This window comes from Streptococcus oralis subsp. tigurinus, from assembly GCF_002093545.1.
In the GTDB taxonomy this organism is placed as follows: domain Bacteria; phylum Bacillota; class Bacilli; order Lactobacillales; family Streptococcaceae; genus Streptococcus; species Streptococcus oralis_C.
Window position 1 is genome coordinate 281,895 of sequence record NZ_LNVF01000001.1, and the last position, 23,117, is coordinate 305,011.

At 42.2% G+C, this 23,117-nt stretch carries 24 protein-coding genes; 23 read left to right on the forward strand and 1 reads right to left on the reverse strand.

Going from position 1 to position 23,117, the window contains the following annotated elements; translation table 11 throughout:
* Positions 1-7: 7 nt before the first annotated feature.
* Positions 8-766, reverse strand: a complete 759-nt coding sequence (locus tag ATE34_RS01355) for an amino acid ABC transporter ATP-binding protein (protein ID WP_001229577.1) — start codon at positions 764-766, stop codon at positions 8-10.
* Between the two features lie 176 nt (positions 767-942).
* Between ATE34_RS01355 and recJ the strand changes: the two genes are divergently transcribed.
* From recJ to tpiA, 23 genes are all read left to right on the forward strand, one after another.
* Positions 943-3,165 carry a single-stranded-DNA-specific exonuclease RecJ gene (gene recJ / locus ATE34_RS01360; protein WP_180382657.1) on the forward strand — a complete coding sequence of 741 codons (2,223 nt, stop codon included), beginning with the start codon at positions 943-945 and terminating at the stop codon, positions 3,163-3,165.
* A 173-nt stretch (positions 3,166-3,338) separates the two neighbouring features.
* Positions 3,339-5,000, forward strand: a complete 1,662-nt coding sequence (locus ATE34_RS01365; RefSeq protein WP_061597914.1) for a ribonuclease J — start codon at positions 3,339-3,341, stop codon at positions 4,998-5,000.
* Positions 5,001-5,068: 68 nt separating this feature from the next.
* Positions 5,069-5,848, forward strand: a complete 780-nt coding sequence (locus ATE34_RS01370) for an alpha/beta hydrolase (protein ID WP_084910769.1) — start codon at positions 5,069-5,071, stop codon at positions 5,846-5,848.
* A 106-nt stretch (positions 5,849-5,954) separates the two neighbouring features.
* Positions 5,955-6,656 (forward strand): M57 family metalloprotease, encoded by a 702-nt coding sequence (locus ATE34_RS01375; protein ID WP_061597912.1) that lies wholly within the window; start codon positions 5,955-5,957, stop codon positions 6,654-6,656.
* A 101-nt stretch (positions 6,657-6,757) separates the two neighbouring features.
* Entirely contained in the window at positions 6,758-8,581 is a 1,824-nt protein-coding gene (uvrC, locus tag ATE34_RS01380; protein WP_061597911.1) for an excinuclease ABC subunit UvrC, read from the forward strand.
* Positions 8,582-8,605: 24 nt separating this feature from the next.
* Complete coding sequence (locus tag ATE34_RS01385; RefSeq protein ID WP_084910771.1) at positions 8,606-9,211, forward strand: hypothetical protein; 606 nt, start codon at positions 8,606-8,608, stop codon at positions 9,209-9,211.
* Complete coding sequence (locus ATE34_RS01390; RefSeq protein WP_084910773.1) at positions 9,208-10,047, forward strand: metallophosphoesterase family protein; 840 nt, start codon at positions 9,208-9,210, stop codon at positions 10,045-10,047. Before ATE34_RS01385 ends, ATE34_RS01390 begins: the two co-directional genes overlap by 4 nt.
* Before the next feature lie 158 nt (positions 10,048-10,205).
* Positions 10,206-10,730, forward strand: coding sequence for a hypothetical protein (locus ATE34_RS01395; protein WP_000720912.1), 525 nt, complete (start codon positions 10,206-10,208; stop codon positions 10,728-10,730).
* Between the two features lie 185 nt (positions 10,731-10,915).
* Positions 10,916-11,521, forward strand: coding sequence for a nitroreductase family protein (locus tag ATE34_RS01400; protein WP_000670154.1), 606 nt, complete (start codon positions 10,916-10,918; stop codon positions 11,519-11,521).
* Between the two features lie 13 nt (positions 11,522-11,534).
* Positions 11,535-12,935 carry a dipeptidase PepV gene (gene pepV, locus ATE34_RS01405; protein ID WP_084910775.1) on the forward strand — a complete coding sequence of 467 codons (1,401 nt, stop codon included), beginning with the start codon at positions 11,535-11,537 and terminating at the stop codon, positions 12,933-12,935.
* Positions 12,936-12,988: 53 nt separating this feature from the next.
* A complete protein-coding gene (locus ATE34_RS01410; protein WP_084910777.1) occupies positions 12,989-13,567 on the forward strand; it encodes a uracil-DNA glycosylase family protein in 579 nt (192 codons plus the stop codon).
* Between the two features lie 114 nt (positions 13,568-13,681).
* Positions 13,682-13,969, forward strand: a complete 288-nt coding sequence (locus ATE34_RS01420; protein ID WP_084910779.1) for a rhodanese-like domain-containing protein — start codon at positions 13,682-13,684, stop codon at positions 13,967-13,969.
* Positions 13,970-14,140: 171 nt separating this feature from the next.
* Positions 14,141-15,466 carry a branched-chain amino acid transport system II carrier protein gene (brnQ, locus tag ATE34_RS01425; RefSeq protein WP_061597903.1) on the forward strand — a complete coding sequence of 442 codons (1,326 nt, stop codon included), beginning with the start codon at positions 14,141-14,143 and terminating at the stop codon, positions 15,464-15,466.
* A 101-nt stretch (positions 15,467-15,567) separates the two neighbouring features.
* Positions 15,568-16,605 (forward strand): M42 family metallopeptidase, encoded by a 1,038-nt coding sequence (locus ATE34_RS01430; RefSeq protein ID WP_061597902.1) that lies wholly within the window; start codon positions 15,568-15,570, stop codon positions 16,603-16,605.
* A 1-nt stretch (position 16,606) separates the two neighbouring features.
* Positions 16,607-17,068: an HIT family protein gene (locus ATE34_RS01435; protein ID WP_061597901.1), complete on the forward strand. Its 462-nt coding sequence runs from the start codon at positions 16,607-16,609 to the stop codon at positions 17,066-17,068.
* A 15-nt stretch (positions 17,069-17,083) separates the two neighbouring features.
* A complete protein-coding gene (gene ldcB / locus ATE34_RS01440) occupies positions 17,084-17,800 on the forward strand; it encodes an LD-carboxypeptidase LdcB/DacB (protein WP_061597900.1) in 717 nt (238 codons plus the stop codon).
* 122 nt (positions 17,801-17,922) lie between these two features.
* A complete protein-coding gene (gene rplK / locus ATE34_RS01445) occupies positions 17,923-18,348 on the forward strand; it encodes a 50S ribosomal protein L11 (protein ID WP_001085808.1) in 426 nt (141 codons plus the stop codon).
* 207 nt (positions 18,349-18,555) lie between these two features.
* Positions 18,556-19,245 (forward strand): 50S ribosomal protein L1, encoded by a 690-nt coding sequence (gene rplA / locus ATE34_RS01450; RefSeq protein ID WP_084910781.1) that lies wholly within the window; start codon positions 18,556-18,558, stop codon positions 19,243-19,245.
* Between the two features lie 73 nt (positions 19,246-19,318).
* Positions 19,319-19,756 (forward strand): GNAT family N-acetyltransferase, encoded by a 438-nt coding sequence (locus tag ATE34_RS01455; protein ID WP_084910783.1) that lies wholly within the window; start codon positions 19,319-19,321, stop codon positions 19,754-19,756.
* Positions 19,757-19,874: 118 nt separating this feature from the next.
* The gene (locus tag ATE34_RS01460; RefSeq protein ID WP_001049316.1) at positions 19,875-20,387 is read left to right on the forward strand and encodes an adenine phosphoribosyltransferase; all 513 of its coding nucleotides are present in this window, start codon (positions 19,875-19,877) and stop codon (positions 20,385-20,387) included.
* Between the two features lie 181 nt (positions 20,388-20,568).
* Positions 20,569-21,513 carry a homoserine O-acetyltransferase MetA gene (metA, locus tag ATE34_RS01465; protein WP_061597898.1) on the forward strand — a complete coding sequence of 315 codons (945 nt, stop codon included), beginning with the start codon at positions 20,569-20,571 and terminating at the stop codon, positions 21,511-21,513.
* Between the two features lie 8 nt (positions 21,514-21,521).
* On the forward strand, positions 21,522-22,199 hold the full coding sequence (locus ATE34_RS01470) for a DnaD domain-containing protein (RefSeq protein WP_084910785.1): 678 nt from the start codon (positions 21,522-21,524) through the stop codon (positions 22,197-22,199).
* Positions 22,200-22,295: 96 nt separating this feature from the next.
* Positions 22,296-23,054: a triose-phosphate isomerase gene (gene tpiA, locus ATE34_RS01475; RefSeq protein ID WP_000087900.1), complete on the forward strand. Its 759-nt coding sequence runs from the start codon at positions 22,296-22,298 to the stop codon at positions 23,052-23,054.
* The last annotated feature ends 63 nt before the right edge of the window (positions 23,055-23,117 follow it).

Here is a 23,117-nt window from a genome sequence, read left to right on the forward strand (position 1 = left end):
CGCCTCCTTATTTGACTTTGTCACTTTCGTGGTTTATAATTTTGCTGAGAAATTGTTGAGCACGAGGTTCGCTTGGATTGTCAAAAAAGTCATCAACATCTGTCGTGTCTACTAAAACCTCTCCGTCGGCCATAAAGATAATGCGGTCCGCAACTTCACGGGCAAAGCCCATTTCGTGGGTAACGATGATCATATTCATCCCATCATGTGCCAGTTTTTGCATAACTGCTAGAACATCTCCGATGGTTTCAGGGTCAAGGGCAGATGTTGGTTCATCAAAGAGGAGGAGTTCCGGATGCATGGCAAGACCACGTGCGATGGCGATCCGCTGTTTTTGTCCACCAGACAGCATAGCTGGGTAGGAATCTTTCTTGTCCCACATGTTTACAAATTCCAGATATTTTTGGGCTGTTTTTTCAGCTTCTTTTTTATCAATTCCTAGAACTTTTATGGGTGCGAGTGTTACATTTTCTAACACTGTTTTGTGTGGATAAAGGTTAAAATGCTGGAAAACCATGCCAACTTCCTTACGAAGAGGAACTAAATCTTTCTGGCTAGCACCTGCTACTTGGTGTCCATTGACTAGGAGACTTCCTTTGTCAACAGCCTCCAAACCATTGATCGTACGGATAAGAGTGGACTTCCCAGAACCGGAAGGTCCAAGCAGGACAACAACTTGTCCTTTTTCAAAACGGAGATTGATATCGCGGAGTGCGTGGTAGTCTCCGTAATATTTTTCGACGTGTTTAAATTCTACTAAAGCCATGAGAGATCTCCTTTGTGTTAGATTTTATAACATGATTTTACACCAAAAAAATTGCCTTGTCAAATCATATCTGAAAAAATTACCTAAAATTTTATAAAAAAACAATCTGGATAGTGAAAAAGCCTAAATCATGTTATAATGAAACGATAGAATTCTTAGAAAGAGTGGATGTTTTTTTGATAACTCCTACTTATGAATGGCAGTTTGCCCCGCAGGTTGAAGATGCGGATTTTACAAAGATAGCCAAGAAGGCTGGACTGGGTCCTGAGGTGGCTCGGTTATTATTTGAGAGAGGGATTCAGGATGAAGAAAGTCTAAAGAAGTTTTTAGAACCTTCTTTAGAGGACTTACATGATCCCTATCTGCTCCATGATATGGATAAGGCAGTAGAACGGATTCGTCAGGCCATTGAAGAAGGGGAAAATATTCTCATCTATGGAGACTACGATGCGGATGGTATGACTTCAGCTTCTATTGTTAAGGAAAGTTTGGAACAGCTTGGCGCCGAGTGCCGTGTTTATTTGCCAAATCGCTTTACCGATGGCTATGGTCCCAATGCCAGTGTCTATAAATACTTTATCGAGCAAGAGGGAATTTCCTTGATTGTGACAGTGGACAATGGGGTTGCAGGTCACGAGGCCATTGAACTAGCTCAGTCTATGGGAGTGGATGTCATTGTGACTGACCACCATTCCATGCCTGAAACCTTACCAGATGCCTATGCGATTGTTCACCCTGAGCATCCGGATGCGGACTATCCCTTCAAACAGTTGGCTGGTTGCGGAGTGGCTTTCAAGTTGGCTTGTGCTCTTTTGGAAGAAGTGCAAGTGGAACTGCTTGATTTGGTCGCTATCGGAACTATTGCGGATATGGTGAGTCTAACGGATGAAAACCGTATCTTGGTTCAATATGGTCTGGAAATGTTGGGGCATACTCAGCGCATCGGTTTGCAAGAAATGCTGGACATGGCTGGAATTGCTGCTAACGAAGTGACAGAAGAAACGGTTGGTTTTCAGATTGCCCCTCGTTTGAATGCCCTAGGTCGCTTAGACGATCCTAATCCAGCTATTGATTTGCTGACTGGATTTGACGACGAGGAAGCGCATGAGATTGCCCTCATGATTCATCAGAAAAACGAAGAACGTAAGGAAATCGTCCAATCTATCTATGAAGAAGCTAAGACCATGGTGGATCCTGAAAAGAAGGTCCAAGTTTTGGCCAAGGAAGGCTGGAATCCTGGCGTTCTGGGTATCGTTGCTGGTCGTTTGTTGGAAGAACTAGGGCAGACAGTCATCGTTCTTAATATAGAGGACGGTCGCGCCAAGGGCAGTGCTCGTAGTGTGGAAGCTGTCGATATTTTTGAGGCTCTGGATCCCCATCGAGACCTCTTTATCGCCTTAGGTGGCCATGCTGGTGCAGCAGGAATGACGCTGGAAGTTGAGAAACTCTCAGATTTATCTCAGGTTTTGGAAGACTATGTCTGTGAAAAAGGCGCAGATGCTAGCGGCAAGAATAAGTTAAATCTAGATGAAGAGCTAGACTTGGAGACGCTTAGCTTGGAAACGGTCAAAAGTTTTGAACGCTTGGCACCTTTTGGAATGGACAATCAGAAACCTGTCTTTTATATCAAGGATTTTCAGGTCGAAAGTGTTCGTACAATGGGAGCAGGCAATGCCCATCTCAAACTAAAGATCTCCAAGGGTGAGGCGAGTTTTGAAGTGGTAGCCTTCGGACAAGGTAGATGGGCGACGGAGTTTGCTCAAACCAAGAATCTAGAATTGGCAGTCACCCTGTCTGTCAACCAATGGAATGGCCAAACCGCTCTCCAGTTGATGATGGTGGATGCGCGAGTGGAAGGCGTTCAACTCTTTAATATTCGTGGGAAGAACGCAGCCTTGCCAGAAGGGGTTCCAGTCTTGGACTTCGCTGGAGAGGTGCCAGATTTAGCGACTAGTGATGCTGTGGTTGTGAAAAACATTCCTGAGGATATTACCTTGCTGAAGGCCATTTTTCAGGAACAGCATTTCTCTGCTGTCTATTTCAAAAATGACATTGACAAGGCCTACTATCTGACAGGTTATGGAACTAGAGAGCAGTTTGCCAAATTGTACAAGACCATTTACCAGTTCCCAGAGTTTGATATTCGCTACAAGCTCAAAGATTTGGCGGTTTATCTCAATATCCAACAAATCTTGCTGGTCAAGATGATCCAAGTATTTGAGGAGCTGGGCTTTGTGACGATCAAAGATGGTGTCATGACAGTCAATAAAGAAGCGCCGAAAAGGGAAATTGCTGAAAGTCAGATTTACCAAAATCTCAAACAGACTGTCAAAGACCAAGAAATGATGGCGCTGGGTACGGTGCAAGATATCTATGACTTTTTAATGGAAAAAGAATAGAAGTTAGGAAAGAGTTGGGTAACCAGCTCTTTTTTGAAAACAAATCTTCATTTTGAAAATCATCAAAAAAATGGTATAATGGTAGGAAAAGATTCGGCTGAGAGTTTGAGAACTTTTAGAATAAGAGGGTGAACCTACCCTATAATCAAGATAAATTAAGTTTCGGAGGGAAAATGAGTAATATCAGTTTAACAACACTAGGTGGTGTACGAGAAAATGGGAAAAATATGTACATTGCTGAAATCGATGAATCTATCTTTGTTTTGGATGCAGGGCTTAAATACCCTGAAAATGAACAACTAGGGGTTGATGTCGTCATTCCAAACATGGACTACCTTTTTGAAAATAGCGACCGTATCGCAGGGGTCTTCTTGACTCACGGGCATGCGGATGCCATTGGTGCCCTGCCTTATCTCTTGGCAGAGGCTAAGGTGCCTGTGTTTGGTTCTGAGTTGACCATTGAGTTGGCGAAACTCTTTGTCAAAGGAAATGATACGGTTAAGAAATTCAATGACTTCCATGTGATTGATGAAAACACGGAGATTGACTTTGGGGGAACGGTGGTTTCCTTCTTCCGTACGACTCACTCTATCCCAGAAAGTCTGGGAGTTGTGTTAAAAACACCAAAAGGGAACATTGTTTACACAGGCGACTTCAAATTTGACCAGACGGCTAGTGAATCCTATGCGACGGATTTTGCGCGTTTAGCCGAAATCGGTCGTGATGGTGTCTTGGCTCTTCTTAGTGATTCGGCGAATGCGGACAGCAATATCCAGGTAGCGAGTGAGAGTGAAGTTGGGGATGAAATTACCCAAACCATCGCTGACTGGGACGGCCGTATCATCGTTGCAGCGGTTGCCAGCAACCTTTCTCGTATCCAGCAGGTTTTTGATGCGGCTGCGGAGACTGGCCGCCGAGTCGTTTTGACTGGATTTGATGTTGAAAATATCGTTCGTACAGCGATTCGTCTCAAAAAATTGTCTCTAGCTAATGAAAGCCTTTTGATTAAACCAAAAGAAATGTCTCGTTTTGAAGACCATGAGTTGATTATCCTAGAGACAGGTCGTATGGGTGAACCCATCAATGGACTTCGCAAGATGTCTATCGGACGCCACCGTTATGTGGAAATCAAAGATGGGGATCTGGTCTATATCGTAACGACTCCATCTATCGCCAAAGAAGCTGTCATGGCGCGTGTGGAAAATATGATCTACCAAGCTGGTGGTGTGGTTAAACTCATTACCCAAAGCTTGCGAGTATCTGGACACGGGAATGCGCGTGATTTGCAGTTGATGATCAATCTTTTGCAACCAAACTACCTCTTCCCTATTCAAGGGGAATACCGTGAGTTGGATGCGCATGCCAAGGCTGCCATGGCAGTTGGAATGTTGCCAGAACGCATTTTCATCCCTAAAAAGGGAACGACCATGTCCTATGAACATGGAGACTTTGTTCCTGCTGGCGGAGTTTCTGCAGGTGATGTCTTGATTGATGGAAATGCCATCGGTGATGTTGGGAATGTCGTTCTTCGCGACCGTAAGGTCTTGTCAGAGGATGGAATCTTTATCGTGGCCATCACTGTTAACCGTCGTGAGAAGAAGATTGTGGCTAAGGCTCGTGTTCATACGCGTGGATTTATCTACCTTAAGAAGAGTCGCGACATTCTCCGTGAAAGTTCCGAATTGATTAACCAAACGGTAGAAGAGTATCTTCAAGGTGACGACTTTGATTGGGCAGATCTCAAAGGCAAGGTTCGTGACAATCTGACCAAGTACCTCTTTGATCAAACCAAGCGTCGCCCAGCAATCTTGCCAGTCGTGATGGAAGCAAAATAATAAGCAGAATACCTACAGAAAAAGTCGAAACTCGGCTTTTTCTTATAGAATAGTAAAAGGAGAGATTCATGGCAGTTATGAATATTGAGTATTACTCAGAAGTTTTGGATATGGAGTGGGGTGTTACCGTACTCTATCCAGATGGCAGTCGGGTGACTGAACCAGATTGCACAGATATTCCTGTCCTTTATCTTTTGCACGGAATGTCAGGAAACCAAAATAGCTGGTTCAAACGTACCAATGTCGAACGCTTGTTGCGCGGGACCAATCTCATTGTTATCATGCCCAATACAAACAATGGCTGGTACACAGATACTCAGTATGGTTTTAACTACTTTACTGCTCTAGCAGAAGAGTTGCCTCAGGTTATGAAACGTTTCTTCCCCAATATGACCAGCAAGCGAGAAAAGACCTTCATAGCAGGTCTGTCCATGGGTGGCTATGGTTCCTTCAAACTCGCTCTAGCGACAAATCGTTTTTCTCATGCGGCTAGTTTTTCTGGTGCGCTCAGTTTTCAAGAATTTTCTCCTGAAAGTCAAGATCTGGGGTCACTTGCCTACTGGAGAGGAGTTTTTGGAGAGATTAAAGACTGGACAGCTAGTCCTCATTCGCTGGAAACTATCGCTGCGAAATCGGATAAAAAGACCAAACTATGGGCTTGGTGTGGGGAGCAAGACTATCTATACTCTGCCAATAATCTCGCAGTGAAAAACCTCAAAAAACTTGGTTTTGAAGTGACCTATAGTCACAGTCTAGGCAAGCACGAGTGGTACTACTGGGAAAAACAATTGGAGCGTTTTTTGGCTACTCTACCAATTGACTTTGCCTTGGAAGAGCGCTTATCTTAGTTTTAGGTTTCTTTCAGCTTTCTTCAGTAAAATAGAGAATCTATCTTGATTATGGGAGACCATCGATTTCAAGATAGGTTCTTATTTTTATGAAAGGTGGAGCGTCATGTTCTGGATTATTCGATTATTCTTCCGATTTCTTTTGGGAATTTGGCGTTTCTTCTGGCGTCTGGTTTGGACCGTGGTCATTCTACTGCTCATTGCTTTTGGAGTGGTTTGGTATCTGTCTGGTGATTTTCATTCTGCGGTCAATCAGGTTGAAAAAATGAGCAAGATTGGTCAAGGTGGCTGGAATCAATGGAAGGAGACGGGAACGCTAGAAGTCTTGTCTCAGACAGACAGTCACCAACATGCAGAAGGCAAGTGGGCTCAGGCCTCAGCTCGCATCTATATTGAGCCTCAAATGGATGAGACCTTCCAAGGTGCCTATGCAGAAGCTATAAAAAACTGGAATCAAACGGGAGCCTTTACCTTTGAGGTGGTTGCGGATCCTAGCCAGACAGATATTGTGGCAAGTGAGATGAATGATGGATCGACCGCTGTAGCTGGTCAAGCCGAGAGTCAAACCAATTTGTTAACCAATCAATTAATATCTGTAACGGTTCGCCTGAATCACTATTATCTATCCAATCCAAACTATGGATATTCTTATGAACGGATTGTGCACACGGCGGAGCACGAGCTGGGGCATGCCATCGGATTGGATCATACCAACGAAACTTCTGTCATGAAGCCAGCAGGTTCCTACTATGGGATTCAGCCTCGGGATGTGAAAGCCGTTCAAGAACTCTATACCAGTAGCGACTAGATGAAGTCGGTGCAACCTGAAATGAAATCAAAGCTCCTCCATCAAGCGATTGGTGGGGCTTTTTGTTCGTCCTGTTACAGGCTTTTTGCTATAATGGAACTATGAATAACTTGATCAAATCAAAACTGGAGCTCTTGCCGACTAGTCCTGGATGCTACATTCACAAGGATAAAAATGGCACCATTATCTATGTAGGAAAGGCTAAAAATCTGCGCAATCGCGTGCGTTCCTATTTCCGTGGAAGTCATGATACCAAGACGGAGGCTCTGGTATCTGAGATTGTAGATTTTGAATTTATCGTTACCGAGTCTAATATCGAGGCCCTTCTGCTGGAAATCAACCTCATCAAGGAAAACAAGCCCAAGTACAATATCATGCTCAAGGATGATAAGTCCTATCCTTTTATCAAAATCACCAATGAGCGCTATCCACGGCTTATTATCACCCGTCAGGTCAAAAAGGACGGTGGTCTTTATTTTGGCCCTTATCCAGATGTGGGGGCAGCTAATGAAATCAAGCGACTGCTGGATCGGATTTTCCCTTTTCGTAAGTGTACTAATCCACCGTCTAAGGTCTGTTTTTACTACCATATCGGCCAATGTATGGCTCACACCATCTGTAAGAAGGGTGAGGCCTATTTCAAGTCCATGGCTCAGGAGGTTTCTGATTTCCTAAAAGGACAGGATGACAAAATCATCAATGACCTCAAGGGTAAGATGGCAAAGGCAGCTCAAAGTATGGAATTTGAACGTGCGGCGGAATACCGAGACCTGATTCAGGCTATTGGAACGCTTCGGACTAAGCAACGGGTTATGGCCAAGGATCTCCAAAATCGGGATGTATTTGGCTACTATGTGGACAAGGGTTGGATGTGTGTTCAGGTTTTCTTTGTCCGTCAAGGAAAACTCATCGAGCGGGATGTCAATCTTTTCCCCTACTACAATGATCCGGATGAGGACTTCTTGACCTATGTGGGACAATTCTATCAAGAAAAATCTCACCTGGTTCCCAATGAAGTATTGATTCCGCAGGATATTGACCAAGAAGCAGTCAAGGCCTTGGTGGATACTAAGATTGTCAAACCCCAGCGTGGAGAGAAAAAACAGCTGGTCAATCTAGCCATAAAAAATGCCCGTGTTAGTCTGGAGCAGAAGTTCAATCTGCTAGAAAAATCTGTCGAAAAGACACAAGGAGCTATTGAAAATCTAGGACGCTTGCTTCAAATACCAACTCCGGTTCGCATTGAGTCTTTTGACAACTCCAACATCATGGGGACCAGTCCGGTGTCTGCTATGGTGGTCTTTGTCAATGGCAAACCGAGTAAAAAAGACTACCGAAAGTACAAGATAAAAACGGTTGTCGGTCCAGATGATTATGCCAGTATGCGTGAAGTCATTCGCAGACGTTATGGTCGAGTTCAACGAGAAGGTTTGACCCCACCAGATTTGATTGTCATTGATGGGGGACAGGGTCAGGTCAATATCGCTAAGCAAGTCATCCAAGAAGAGCTAGGTTTGGATATTCCAATTGCAGGTCTGCAAAAGAATGACAAGCATCAAACCCATGAACTGCTCTTTGGAGATCCACTGGAAGTGGTAGAGTTATCTCGCAATTCTCAGGAATTTTTCCTGCTCCAACGCATCCAAGATGAGGTTCACCGCTTTGCTATCACCTTCCACCGGCAACTGCGCTCCAAAAACTCCTTTTCATCACAATTGGATGGGATTGAAGGATTGGGACCTAAACGCAAGCAGAATCTCATGAAGCATTTCAAGTCTCTCACTAAAATCAAGGAAGCTAGTGTGGATGAGATTGTCGGAGTTGGTGTGCCAAGAGCAGTCGCAGAAGCAGTTCAGAGGAAGTTGAACCCTCAGGAAGAAGTAGAATTGGCTCAAGTGGCGGAACCATTAAAAGAATTGAAATAAGTATCTAGATAGAAAGTAGAAGAAATGAATAGGATTGAGATTGACAGAGATATACTCCTTTTTTTACGATTTGCTTACTTTGGGAATTCAAAAGATTTATTTTTGGCTGCAACTACTCGAGCCTATCTTGATTTTAATCGAACCTTGCGATTTCATGGCATGTCAGATGAACAGCGCTTGGAAATGAGAAATCAAGCTTCTAAGTGTATCAAAGAAGCGATTTTAAATCTCTTGAATCGGGACAAGCTGTGTCAAACTGATTTTGATAGTTGGCATCATAGGACTTGTGATGTTCTGATAGATTGCTATCGCTCAAATGGGATTCGATTCACTTATGGTCATGCTCAAAAGTGGATTAATATGACGTTCAAGTATCTGTATATGCTTGAAGCTGTAACCCTAGACTCCGTTTTTCCTTTTTTACACGTACCGATAGATAATATCGTGTTAGAGAGGGCAAACAAACAGTTGTGTATCCCAAGACCTTCTCAAGTGTGGAGTGGTTGGGGAGATTACGCTTTCTATCTTCAATATCAAGGTTATTTGAGACAAAGAATAGGCAAGGAAGATCCTCTTCGTTGGGAGTTTCACAATTGGCTAGATGAAATAGAAAAAGGAAAATCATCATGAACCATAAAATCGCAATTTTATCAGATATTCATGGCAATGCAACGGCACTAGAAGCAGTGATTGTAGATGCTAAAACTCAAGGAGTCAGTGAATATTGGCTTCTGGGAGATATTTTTCTACCTGGTCCAGGTGCAAATGATCTTGTTGCTCTGCTAAAGAATCTTCCTATCACGGCAAGTGTTCGAGGCAATTGGGATGATTGTGTCTTAGAGGCTTTAGATGGGCAATATGGCTTAGAAGACCCACAGGAAGTCCAGCTCATGCGATTAACCCAGTTTTTGATGGAGCGAATGGATCCTGCAACGATTGTCTGGCTACGAAGCTTGCCTTTGCTGGAAAAGAAAGAAGTTGACGGACTGCGCTTTTCTCTTTCTCATAATTTACCTGAAAAAAACTATGGTGGGGACTTGTCTGTTGGGAATGATACAGATAAATTTGACCAACTCCTAGATGCGGAAACGGACGTGGCAGTCTATGGTCATGTTCACAAGCAGTTGCTTCGTTATGGAAGTCAAGGGCAACAAATCATCAATCCAGGTACGATTGGCATGCCTTATTTTGATTGGCAAGCACTGAAAAATCACCGTGCCCAGTATGCTGTGATAGAAGTCGAAAATGGGGAATTGATAAATATCCTGTTTCGTAAAGTCGCTTATGATTATGAAGCGGAGTTAGAATTGGCTAAGTCTCAGGGCCTTCCCTTTATCGAAATGTATGAAGAACTACGTCGTGAAGATAACTATCAGGGGCACAATTTGGAACTTTTGGCTAGTTTAATCGAAAAGCACGGGTATGTAGAGGATGTAAAAGATTATTTTGATTTTCTGCAAAGTTAGAAATAAAGCGGGTAGCCCATATTTTGAAGTGAGGTTTGTAGTCGAATCGCTTAGAAAAGAGTCAGACGATGAGGAAGAAAAGATGCCTTAGCTAAAGTTTGACATTGAAATTATTTTGTTATACAATGAACTCAATTCTTAATAAAAAGGAGAACATTATGAAGAAAATTATTACAGCCAGTATGGCTCTTTTATCTGTTGTTGTTTTAGCAGCATGTTCAGGGAAAACAACGTCTGATTCTTCGACTAAGGCTTCAAGCTCTGTAGAACAAACTTCTTCTTCAGAGACTTCATCAACAACGTCTAGTTCAAAGACAGAAAATAATGAGGTTGTTTTGATCACCGATGAAGAAATTGACAATGCTAAAACTGTTGGAGATGTGAAGAAAGTCTTTGGTAAACTAGTCGACAATTATAAAAAGCATGCAGTTGAAATTGGGGAAAAAATTCCAGAGAGTGGAAAAGAAGCATATAACGCCCAAGTTGAACCAGCGCTTAAGTCTATGGAGACTGTAAGAGAGTCATTTAACGAAAGCCTTTCAAGTATTGGTTCTGATGATACAGTAGTGCCAGAACAAACGCGTACTCTATTTGTTCAACAGTTGAAAACTGGACGTGACACAATGAAGAAAGCGCTGGAAGCGGCTTATAAAGCAGTTGCTCCATACACATCTGGTCAATAATATGAGAAAGTAGGTGAGTTATCACCTGCTTTTTGATTTGTTTAAATCCAAAACGATACCTACTTAAAGAGCTACAAGTGAATAGTAGAGAGTTTGAAAGAAGTACTAACTCTATGAAAAATCTCTGCAAGCTCTTTCAAAATATGGTAAAATGGAAGCAGTAGAATTAGAAAAGGAAATCGATCATGAAATTTCTTGAATTAAATAAAAAACGTCATGCAACCAAACATTTCACTGATAAGCCGGTGGATCCCAAAGATGTACGTACGGCTATTGAAATCGCAACCTTAGCTCCAAGTGCCCATAACAGCCAGCCATGGAAGTTTGTAGTCGTTCGTGAGAAAAATGCTGAATTGGCAAAATTGGCATACGGTTCGAACTTTGAGCAGGTGTCATCAGCACCTGTAACCATTGCCTTGTTTACAGATACGGACCTTGCTAAACGTGCTCGCAAGATTGCCCGTGTTGGTGGTGCAAAGAATTTCTCAGAAGAGCAACTTCAATACTTTATGAAAAATTTGCCTGCTGAATTTGCACGTTACAGTGAACAACAGGTCAGCGACTACCTAGCACTCAATGCAGGTTTGGTTGCCATGAATTTGGTTTTGGCTCTTACAGACCAAGGAATCGGTTCTAACATTATCCTTGGTTTTGATAAATCAAAAGCCAATGAGGTTTTGAACATCGAAGACCGTTTCCGCCCAGAACTCTTGATTACAGTGGGTTACACAGACGAAAAATTGGAACCAAGCTACCGCTTGCCAGTAGATGAAATCATCGAGAAAAGATAGAAGGAAGAAAAAAATGACAGCAATTGATTTTACAGCAGAAGTAGAAAAACGCAAAGAAGACCTCTTGGCTGACTTGTTTAGCCTTTTGGAAATCAACTCAGAACGTGACGACAGCAAGGCTGACGCTCAGCATCCATTTGGATCTGGTCCAGTAAAAGCCTTAGAAAAATTCCTTGAGATCGCAGACCGCGATGGCTATCCAACTCAAAATGTTGATAACTACGCAGGACATTTTGAGTTTGGTGAAGGGGAAGAAGTTCTCGGAATCTTTGCCCATATGGACGTGGTACCAGCTGGTAGCGGTTGGGATACAGACCCTTATACACCAACTATCAAAGACGGTCGCCTCTATGCGCGTGGAGCATCTGACGACAAGGGCCCTACAACAGCTTGCTATTATGGTTTGAAAATCATCAAAGAACTGGGCCTTCCAACTTCTAAAAAAGTTCGTTTCATCGTCGGAACAGACGAAGAATCTGGCTGGGCAGACATGGACTACTACTTTGAACATGTAGGGCTTGCGAAACCAGACTTTGGTTTCTCTCCAGATGCTGAATTCCCTATCATCAACGGTGAAAAAGGAAATATCACAGAATATCTTCACTTTGCGGGTGAAAATACTGGTGCTGCCCGTCTTCACAGTTTTACAGGTGGTTTACGTGAAAACATGGTACCTGAATCAGCGACAGCAGTTGTTTCAGGTGACCTGGCTGACTTGCAAGCTAAATTAGATGCCTTTGTTGAAGAGTACAAACTCAGAGGAGAAATCAAAGAAGAAAACGGTCAGTACAAGGTGACTGTGATTGGTAAATCAGCTCATGGTGCTATGCCTGCTTCAGGTGTCAATGGAGCTACCTACCTAGCACTCTTCCTCAGCCAATTTGACTTTGCTGGACTAGCCAAAGACTACCTCGACATCGCTGGTAAGATTCTCTTGAATGATCATGAGGGTGAAAATCTCAAGGTTGCTCATGTTGATGAAAAGATGGGTGCCCTTTCTATGAATGCGGGTGTTTTCCGCTTTGACGAAGCAAGTACTGATAATACCATTGCCCTCAACTTCCGTTATCCAAAAGGAACAAGTCCAGAGCAAATCAAATCAGTTCTTGAAAGCTTGCCAGTTGCTTCTGTTAGTCTTTCTGAACACGGTCACACCCCTCACTATGTGCCAATGGAAGATCCACTCGTTCAAACCTTGTTGAATGTCTATGAAAAACAAACTGGTCTTAAAGGTCACGAGCAAGTCATTGGTGGTGGAACCTTCGGCCGTTTGCTAGAACGTGGTGTTGCCTACGGTGCTATGTTCCCAGATTCTATTGATACCATGCACCAAGCCAATGAATTCATCGCCTTGGACGATCTCTTCCGAGCAGCAGCAATCTATGCAGAAGCTATCTATGAATTAATCAAATAAAACGATAGAAGTCTGAGATTTTATGCTTAGACTTCTTTTTGGAGGGAAAACAGATGTCTCAAATCGAAAGAATCAAGCAAGCCATTATGGCGGATCCACAGAATACCAGCTATACAGAACGCGGAATCGAACCTCTCTTTGCAGCGCCAACAACTGCTCGTATCAATATTGTCGGTCAAGCTCCGGGCTTTAAAACGCAAGAAGCTGGAATTTATTGGAAGGATAAGAGTGGTGATCGTCTGCGTGAGTGGCTAGGTGTTGATGAAGACACCTTTTACAATTCGGGGTTGTTTGCAGTTATTCCCATGGACTTTTATTTCCCAGGACATGGAAAATCAGGCGACCTTCCACCTCGTAAAGGCTTTGCCGAAAAATGGCACCCACAACTCCTCAAGGAATGTCCAAATATTGAATTGACCCTTTTGATTGGGCAATATGCCCAAGCCTATTATTTACAGGAGAAGATCAGTGGCAAGGTGACAGAAAGGGTAAAACATTACAAAGACTATTTGCCTAAGTATTTCCCCCTAGTTCACCCTTCTCCTCGTAATCAAATCTGGATGGCTAAGAATCCTTGGTTTGAGTCTGAAGTGGTGCCAGAGTTGCAAAGAAGAATTAAAACGATTTTATAGTCAATGAAAATCAAAGAGCAAACTAGGAAGCTAGCCGCAGGCTGTACTTGAGTACGGTAAGGCAACGCTGACGTGGTTTGAATTTGATTTTCGAAGAGTATTAGGAGAAAAAGAATGAAAGAAATAGCCTTCGATGAATTTTACCAGCTTTACCAAAATGGTCAGCTTTCTCTAGTGGACGTGAGAGAAATAGAAGAGTTCAGGATGCTTCATTTAGAAGGCACCCACAACTTACCGCTTAGTCAACTGGCTGATACTTATGAGCAGTTGGACAAGGAGCAGTTACATTATGTTATTTGTAAATCTGGGATGAGATCAGCTCGTGCTTGCCAGTTTTTAGAGGAGCATGGATATAAGATCATCAATGTTCAAGGTGGCATGACGGCCTTTGAAAATCTTTAAAATTTTGCATTTCTCCTACTTGGTGTGTACTAGGTAGGAGGATTTTGTTTTTAGATAATTCTTATTTTTAAAAATATTGAAAACATTCAATATTTACTTCGTGATGCTTTTTTCATACTCTTATTCGTGATATACTAGGTCAGTATTTTAGAAATATGAAGGAGATTCTTTATGGCTAAAAAAGGTGCCCTAACAGGTTTGCTCCTGTTTGGAATATTTTTTGGTGCGGGGAACTTGATTTTTCCGCCTTCTCTAGGTGCCCTATCTGGAGAACATTTTCTTCCTGCCATTGCAGGTTTTGTCTTTTCAGGCGTCGGTATCGCCGTTTTGACTCTCATTATTGGAACTCTCAATCCTAAGGGATACATTTATGAGATTTCTAAGAAAATCTCACCTTGGTTTGCGACGCTTTATCTCGCAGTCCTCTATTTATCGATTGGTCCCTTCTTTGCCATTCCACGTACAGCCACAACAGCTTACGAAGTCGGGATTAGCCCCCTTTTATCAGATGCGAATAAAGGACTTGGATTGATTGTCTTTACCGTACTATATTTTGCAGCGGCTTATTTGATTTCACTCAATCCATCAAAGATTTTGGATCGGATCGGACGTATCTTGACACCAGTCTTTGCTTTGTTGATCGTTATCTTGGTTGTACTAGGTGCCTTCAAGTATGGTGGAACAAGTCCTCAAGCGGCCTCAGAAGCCTATCAATCCTCTGCTTTTGGGACAGGTTTCCTAGAAGGGTATAATACCTTGGATGCTCTTGCTTCAGTCGCCTTTAGTGTAATCGCTGTTCAAACCTTGAAACAACTTGGATTCTCAAGTAAGAAAGAGTACATTTCAACTATTTGGGTGGTTGGTATCGTTGTAGCTCTTGCCTTTAGCGCTCTTTACATCGGTTTAGGATTCCTTGGAAATCACTTCCCGGTACTAGCAGAAGCAATGAAGGGTGGAACACCAGGCGTTTATATCTTGTCGCAAGCTACTCAGGAAATCTTTGGTTCAACAGCTCAACTCTTCCTTGCTGTTATGGTAACTGTAACCTGCTTCACAACGACAGTTGGCTTGATTGTGTCTACAGCTGAGTTCTTTAATGGACGTTTCCCACAAATCAGCTACAAGGTCTATGCAACTGCCTTTACCTTGATTGGATTTGCTATTGCAAATCTTGGTCTTGATGCAATCATTAAGTATTCAGTTCCAGTACTGGTAATCTTGTACCCAATCACCATCGCCATTGTGATGATTGTGATTGTTAATAAGTTTGTCGCCCTATCAAAACCAGGTATGCAGTTAACTATTGGGCTTGTTACAGCGATTGCTCTTGCAAGCGTCCTTGGAAGTTCTTTTAAGATTGAGTTTCTAGCAAATCTCGTCAATGCTCTTCCGTTTGCAGCTGCCTCTCTACCATGGCTAGTGCCAGCTATTATCGGAATCTTGCTTTCACTGGTTCTACCAAACAAGCAAGAGAGTGATGTTTTTGAGATGGAATAAAAAAATAGAAATCACTTTTGTAAGTCAACTTTACAGGAGTGATTTTTCTTTTTTCCTCTCTACTGAAATATGCTATAATAGGTAGCAAAAGAGGTGAAGAAATGAATCAAACTGTAAACTATATCAAAGAATTAACCGCTATTGCATCTCCAACAGGCTTTACTCGTGAGATTTCAGACTACCTAGTCCATACTCTAGAAGAGCTTGGTTACCAGCCGGTTCGTACAGCCAAGGGCGGTGTCAATGTGACCATTAAAGGTCAAAAAGATAAGCAACAACGTTATGTGACTGCCCATGTGGATACGCTAGGAGCTATTGTTCGTGCAGTCAAACCAGACGGTCGTCTCAAAATGGACCGTGTCGGTGGTTTCCCTTGGAACATGATTGAAGGGGAGAACTGTACGGTTCATGTGGCTAGCACAGGTAAAAAGGTATCTGGAACCATCCTCATCCACCAGACTTCTTGTCATGTCTACAAGGATGCAGGAACTGCAGAACGCACACAGGACAATATGGAAGTGCGTTTGGATGCAAAAGTGACCAATGAAAAAGAAACTCGTGCTCTTGGAATTGAGGTCGGTGATTTTATCAGCTTTGACCCGCGAACTGTCGTGACAGAGACTGGTTTTATCAAGTCCCGTCACTTGGATGATAAAGTCAGCGCAGCGATTTTGCTCAATCTTCTTCGTGTTTATAAGGAAGAGGGGATTGCATTGCCAGTAACAACTCATTTTGCTTTTTCAGTCTTTGAAGAGGTGGGCCACGGTGCCAACTCCAATATTCCAGCTCAGGTAGTAGAATATCTGGCTGTCGATATGGGAGCTATGGGCGATGACCAGCAGACGGATGAGTATACAGTGTCTATCTGTGTCAAGGATGCTTCGGGTCCCTATCACTACGACTTCCGTCAACATTTAGTGGCTTTGGCAAAGGAGCAAGATATTCCATTTAAGCTCGATATTTATCCATTTTACGGTTCGGATGCTTCCGCAGCTATGTCAGCAGGAGCAGAGGTCAAGCATGCCCTCCTTGGAGCTGGTATTGAGTCCAGTCACTCTTACGAACGAACACATATTGATTCGGTCGTGGCGACTGAGCGTATGGTCGATGCTTACCTTAAGAGTGCATTGGTAGACTAATATGTGCTTGATTTGTCAAAGAATTGAATGGATAAAGGTAGGGAAGAATCCCTACTTTGTAAAAGAACTAGAAACAGGCTATGTTGTTATTGGAGACCACCAATACTTTAAGGGCTATACCTTATTTCTGGCAAAAGAGCATGTCACAGAACTCCATCAGATGGAGACTTCTAAAAAACTTCGTTTTCTAGAGGAAATGAGTTTGGTCCAAGAAGCAGTCGCCAAAGCGTTTAAAGCTGAAAAGATGAACATCGAACTTCTAGGAAATGGAGATGCCCACGTTCACTGGCACCTCTTTCCAAGACGATCAGGTGATATGAGGGGTCGTGGATTGAATGGCCGTGGTCCAGTCTGGTGGGTGCCCTGGGAAGAAATGGCGGCAGAAGATTGCCAAGTGCAATTCCATGAGTTGGAACAAATGATTAAAACCTTATCCGATGAATTAGAGAAGCATGTGATTTAAGAGAGGAAGAAAAAAATGAAAAAAAGATACATCGTTTTATCCGGTTTGCTAGCAGTAACCCTAGCAGCATGTTCTCAAGAAACACCTAAAAATGAAGAAAATACTCAAAAAACGGAACAGACTAGCCAATCTGAAGGGACTGTAGGAAGCAAATCTCAAGATTCTAGTCAGAAAAAGGCAGAAGTTGTCAATAAGGGAGATCACTATAGTATACAAGGGAAATACGATGAAATCGTCGTAGCTAATAAGCACTATCCTTTGTCAAAAGACTATAATCCAGGCGAAAATCCAACAGCTAAGGCAGAGTTGGTCAAACTCATTGCAGCAATGCAAGCAGCTGGCTACCCAATCAGCGATCATTACAGTGGTTTTAGAAGTTATGAAACTCAAACCAAACTTTATCAAGACTATGTGAATCAAGACGGTAAGGAAGCAGCAGATCGCTACTCAGCTCGCCCTGGATACAGTGAACACCAAACAGGTCTTGCTTTTGATTTGATTGGGACTAATGGAGAATTAGTGACAGAGGAGAAGGCGGCTCAGTGGCTCTTGGATCATGCAGCTGACTATGGCTTTGTTGTTCGCTATCTCAAAGGCAAGGAAAAAGAGACTGGCTACATGGCGGAAGAATGGCATCTTCGCTACGTTGGAAAAGAAGCCAAAGAAATTGCTGCAAGTGGTCTCAGTTTGGAAGAGTACTATGGCTTTGAGGGCGGAGATTACGTCGATTAAAAAAGAAATTTTTCTCTTGCATTTTTAGATAAATAGTGTATAATAGATGGGTATGTGTAAAGCGTACTTGTGGGAGGTAAAAATCTTACATTACCGCCAAAACCACAAAGGAGGATTTAAAAATGGCTAAAAAAGTCGAAAAACTTGTAAAATTGCAAATCCCAGCTGGTAAAGCTACACCAGCTCCACCGGTTGGACCTGCTCTTGGTCAAGCTGGTATCAACATCATGGGATTCACAAAAGAGTTCAACGCTCGTACAGCTGACCAAGCTGGTATGATCATTCCAGTTGTTATCTCAGTATACGAAGACAAATCATTTACTTTCGTTACAAAAACACCACCAGCTGCTGTTCTTTTGAAAAAAGCTGCAGGTGTTGAAAAAGGATCAGGTACGCCTAACAAAACTAAAGTTGCTACAGTTACTCGTGCACAAGTACAAGAAATTGCAGAAACTAAGATGCCAGATTTGAACGCAGCAAACATTGAGTCTGCAATGCGTATGATCGAAGGTACTGCTCGTTCTATGGGATTCACTGTTGTTGACTAATCAATAACACAGTAGAAAATCTCACAGCAGTCTATTAGTTGCTTTTCATACTAGGCAAGTGACTGAGGCTTGTACTTAGGTACAGTAAAGGAACTGAACGAAGTAGGAAAAGGAAAATAATAGGCTGAAAACCCGCAAGACTTCATCATTTCGAGAAGTGACGTGGGAGATGAAAATCGATTGAACCACTTACAAAGAGAATAGAAAATGGCTAAAAAAAGCAAACAACTTCGTGCTGCTCTTGAGAAAATTGACAGCACAAAAGCATACAGTGTAGAAGAAGCTGTAGCACTTGCAAAAGAAACTAACTTTGCAAAATTTGACGCAACTGTAGAAGTTGCTTACAACTTGAACATCGACGTTAAAAAAGCTGACCAACAAATCCGTGGAGCAATGGTATTGCCAAACGGAACTGGTAAAACTTCACGCGTTCTTGTTTTCGCACGTGGTGCAAAAGCTGAAGAAGCAAAAGCTGCTGGTGCAGACTTTGTTGGTGAAGATGACCTTGTTGCAAAAATCAACGACGGTTGGTTGGACTTCGACGTAGTTATCGCTACACCTGACATGATGGCTCTTGTTGGACGTCTTGGACGTGTCCTTGGACCACGTAACTTGATGCCAAACCCTAAAACTGGTACTGTAACAATGGATGTTGCTAAAGCAGTTGAAGAGTCTAAAGGTGGTAAGATTACTTACCGTGCTGACCGTGCAGGTAAGGTTCAAGCAATCATCGGTAAAGTATCATTTGAAGCTGAAAAATTGGTTGAAAACTTCAAAGCTTTCAACGAAACAATCCAAAAAGCAAAACCAGCTACAGCTAAAGGAACTTACGTAACAAACTTGACTATCACAACTACTCAAGGTGTTGGTATCAAGGTTGACGTAAACTCACTTTAATTAACTAGAATCTCTGGCTTCGGTCAGAGTTTTTTTATTCAAATCTATTAACAAAGGATTGGAGGAAATAAAATTGTTGAGAGAAGCTGTACAGGAGGATTTATTTGAGTTATTAAATCTCTATCTGTCCTTACATGAGAAAGATATCCCAGAAGATAGTCTTCATTTGCAGCAAGTATGGAGTGAGATGATTTCTGACCAGCGCCATCATGTTATCGTGAAAGAGGTGGAAGGAAGAATAGTCTCCTCCTGTATTTGTGTCATTATTCCCAATTTGACGAGAGGTGTGAGACCCTATGCTTTGATAGAAAATGTGGTGACTCGAGAAGAAGATAGAGGGAAAGGGTATGCAAGTGCCTGTCTTGAATATGCTAAACAAATAGCTAAAGAGGGAAATTGTTATAAGATGATGCTCCTGACAGGTTCTAAAAATGCCAGTACTCAGAATTTTTATAAGGGAGCTGGTTATAATAGTGAAGATAAAACAGCCTATATTCAGTGGTTGGATTAAAACTTGAATCTTAAATCAGCAGGACGAAATCTTGGATTAGCAAATAAAAATCTTCTATTTCTTCTTTCACAGAAAATATGGTATAATAGAGAGTAAAAACTTTGAAAGAAAGAAAAAGATGAATTTAAAAGATTATATCGCAACGATTGAAAATTATCCTAAGGAAGGTATTACCTTCCGTGATATCAGCCCTTTGATGGCAGATGGAAATGCTTATAGCTATGCTGTTCGTGAAATCGTTCAGTATGCAACAGACAAGAAGATCGACATGATCGTGGGTCCAGAAGCTCGTGGATTTATTGTCGGCTGTCCCGTTGCCTTTGAGTTGGGGATTGGATTTGCTCCTGTTCGTAAACCAGGGAAATTGCCACGTGAAGTGATTTCTGCTGACTATGAAAAAGAGTACGGTATTGATACCTTGACCATGCACGCTGATGCGATCAAGCCAGGTCAACGCGTTCTCATTGTAGATGACCTCTTGGCGACAGGTGGAACTGTCAAGGCAACCATTGAAATGATCGAAAGACTTGGTGGAGTTGTGGCAGGTTGTGCTTTCTTGATTGAACTGGATGAACTTAAAGGCCGCGAAAAAATCGGTGATTACGATTACAAGGTACTTATGCATTATTAATGAAAAACAGTCCTTGGGGCTGTTTTCTCTTCATCTGCTATATAAACAAACTATAGCTAGTTAGAGAAAAACTATAATTGAAAACTATATCTTCTTGCAGTATAATAAAAGGACTAAGTGTTTGAGATTTGACTTCAAACACATTCAATTATTTCTAAAAGAGTACAGTTAGGAGAAGGTTATGCCGATTAGAATTGATAAAAAATTACCAGCTGTTGAGATTTTAAGGACAGAAAATATCTTTGTGATGGACGACCAACGGGCCGCTCATCAGGATATTCGCCCCTTGAGGATTTTGATTTTAAATCTCATGCCCCAAAAGATGGTAACAGAAACGCAACTTTTGCGGCATTTGGCTAATACACCGTTGCAATTAGATATTGATTTCTTATATATGGAAACGCATCATTCCAAGACAACCCGTGCCGAACATATGGAAACTTTCTATAAGACCTTTCCAGAGGTCAAGGATGACTTCTTTGATGGAATGATTATCACGGGAGCACCAGTGGAGCATTTGCCTTTTGAGGAGGTGGATTACTGGGAAGAATTCAAGCAGGTTATCGAATGGTCCAAGACGCATGTTTTTTCAACCCTGCATATCTGTTGGGGTGCACAAGCAGGTCTTTATGTTCGCTATGGCGTTGAAAAGCACCAGATGGATCGGAAACTATCAGGTATTTACCCACAGGATACTTTAAAAGAGGGGCACCTTCTTTTTAGAGGTTTTGATGATCGCTATGTAGCTCCTCATTCTCGTCATACTGAGATTTTAAAAGAAGAGATCTTAAACAAGACCAATCTTGAGATTCTATCAGAAGGTCCTGAGGTTGGGGTTTCTATCTTAGCTAGTCGAGATTTGCGTGAGATTTATAGTTTTGGTCATTTGGAGTATGATCGTGACACTTTGGCAAGAGAGTATTTTCGTGATTATGAGGCGGGACTCGATCCTCATATCCCAGAGAACTACTTTAAAAATGATGATGTAAATGAGACGCCCTGTCTTTGTTGGTCTTCATCAGCTGCCCTCTTTTTCAGCAATTGGGTAAACTATGCAGTTTATCAAGAAACCCCTTTTGACTGGAGAAAGGTAGAGGATGATGCGGCTGCATTTGGATATTTATAAGAGGAATTATGACATATTTTGACGCTTTTAAATCAGGGAACTTGGTTTTACCAAGTGCCCTGCTCTTGCATTTTAAGGAACTCTTTCCTTCCAGCGAAGATTTTCTCGTCTGGCAATTTTTCTATTTACAAAATACCACAGCCTTAGGAGATGTTTCGCCTAGCCAAATAGCTGAAATCATTGGGAAAGAAGTGGCAGATGTCAACCAATCCATTTCGAATTTGACTGAAAATGGTTTGCTACAATATCGGACCATTGAACTAAATGGGGAAATTGAGCTGATTTTTGATGCTAGTCTGGCTTTTGAACGCTTGGATAGCTTGCTAGATACCCAAGCTCCAGCTACAACTGCCCCAAACTCCAAAAATCAATTGAAGGATCTGGTTGAAACCTTTCAGCAGGAATTGGGGCGCTTGTTAACACCATTTGAAATCGAAGATCTTTCCAAGACTGTCAAAGAAGATGGAATCAAGGCGGATTTGATCAAGGAAGCTCTCCGAGAGGCGGTTTTTAATGGCAAACCAAACTGGAAGTACATTCAGGCAATCCTTCGTAACTGGCGCCATGAAGGTATCCAGTCTGTGGCTCAGGTGGAGGCCAAACGAGCAGAGCGAGAAGCGAACAATCCCAAACAAGTTCAGGCTTCAGCTGATTTCCTCGATGCTATGAATTTGTGGCAAGATTAGTTGCTTGAAAAATCTTGAAAATTAGAGTAAGGTTTGCAAGCTCCTTATAAATATGATAGAATAATAGTGAATAAAATGAAAAAAGAGGTATGTGAAATGTCACGTAAACCATTTATCGCTGGTAACTGGAAAATGAACAAAAATCCAGAAGAAGCAAAAGCATTCGTTGAAGCCGTTGCATCAAAACTTCCTTCATCAGACCTTGTTGAAGCAGGTATCGCAGCTCCTGCAGTTGATTTGACAGCTGTTCTTGCTGCTGCTAAAGGTTCAAACCTTAAAGTTGCTGCTCAAAACTGCTACTTTGAAAATGCAGGTGCGTTCACTGGTGAAACTAGCCCACAAGTTTTGAAAGAAATCGGTACAGACTACGTTGTGATCGGTCACTCAGAACGTCGTGACTACTTCCATGAAACTGACGAAGATATCAACAAAAAAGCAAAAGCAATCTTTGCAAACGGTATGCTTCCAATCATCTGTTGTGGTGAGTCACTTGAAACTTACGAAGCTGGTAAAGCGGCTGAATTCGTAGGTGCTCAAGTATCTGCTGCATTGGCTGGCTTGACAGCTGAACAAGTTGCTTCAACAGTTATCGCTTACGAGCCAATCTGGGCTATCGGTACTGGTAAATCAGCTTCACAAGACGATGCACAAAAAATGTGTAAAGTTGTTCGTGACGTTGTAGCTGCCGACTTCGGTCAAGAAGTTGCGGACAAAGTTCGTGTTCAATACGGTGGTTCTGTTAAACCTGAAAACGTTGCTTCATACATGGCTTGCCCAGACGTTGACGGTGCCCTTGTTGGTGGTGCGTCACTTGAAGCTGAAAGCTTCTTGGCATTGCTTGATTTTGTAAAATAATCTAGCTCATTCTAGACAGACAGTTAAAAGTACTGAGTGACTTTGACTGCCTGTCTTATTTTT